Source organism: Chryseobacterium sp. C2(2020) (assembly GCF_014218915.1).
Lineage (GTDB): Bacteria > Bacteroidota > Bacteroidia > Flavobacteriales > Weeksellaceae > Chryseobacterium > Chryseobacterium mucoviscidosis.
On sequence record NZ_JACLCT010000098.1, the window covers coordinates 1 to 1,120 of the forward strand.

The 1,120-nt window shown below is 29.2% G+C and carries 1 protein-coding gene; it reads right to left on the reverse strand.

What is annotated here, in order from left to right; translation table 11 throughout:
- Positions 1-54: 54 nt before the first annotated feature.
- On the reverse strand, positions 55-1,065 hold the full coding sequence (locus H6W52_RS21080) for a UvrD-helicase domain-containing protein (protein ID WP_185216981.1): 1,011 nt from the start codon (positions 1,063-1,065) through the stop codon (positions 55-57).
- Positions 1,066-1,120: the final 55 nt, after the last annotated feature.

The window sequence follows — 1,120 nt, forward strand, 5'->3', positions numbered from 1 at the left end:
TTTTTGAGCTTTGAGGGCTCAAAATTTTTCAGAATAACTTTTCTACTTACACAGTTAGTAGGACACTACCAATTTTTTGTTACGTCGGACGATCTCTATTTCTTTTCTAAGCCTAGCCAGATCAGTCTTACCGTCGTGGGTAAAGTCATTTCTAAGTTTTTCATAGATTTCACTAGTTTCAAACATTCTATTAGTTTTTTTTCTAAATTTTTGTCTAATTTCCTTATCAATCATACGTAAAATTTCAACTTTAGCTGATTGAAAACAAATATCATTGTCATGACTGTCTGTTTCTAAAATAACTGTTGAATAAATTTCCATAATCGCAGAAATATCAACAGTTTCTAAATAATGATATTTTATCATAGACTGATCAAATAAGCTTTTTTGAACAATTATTTCATCATAATCATATTTTTCTGAAAAGAATGAACGTTGAAATGTAGTTGCTAAGTTGGCGATATCTGTGCTTACACGAAAAGAAGTTTTTAAAATATTCCATTGTCCTGGAATACTTGTGTAAGGTTTCTTTTCATCTAAGTCTCTTTGATAAATATTCTGTTTTTCATCACCAAAGACAACAAATTCGCCTTCTGGTGCTAAAAACATTTTAAGGTTTCTAATCCAGTCTTTATGATAGTCCTGAATCTCATCAATAATTATTGTTTGAAACATCTTTTTCTCCAGATTGCTTGTGTGTTCCTCTCCAGTCTGAAGAAAATTAACATTATTATTATGAGCTTTCAAAAACTGATGGTAATGTAATATTGTGAAATTTCTCCATTCAAAATTTTCTCTAATGTCACTTATTTTATCATGAATATAGTTACGTAATGAAATATTAAAAGTAAGTATTAAAATTTCACCTTTATGTCTTAAATGAGCATTTACGGCTCTTTTAGCTAAGGCGAAAGTTTTTCCACTACCGGCTACACCTTTAATTTTTTGTTGATGTGCTTTCTTACTTTCAATAATTCTCTTTTGTTCCTCAGTATAAATTATTTCTTTTCCTTGCTCGATTGTATGCTCTGGTGGTTTAAGATATCTGGATATGCAAATAAAAATTCCAGTATAAGTTAAGCTACATTTTGATAAATTTTGTTTTGATTGTTAAACTCTT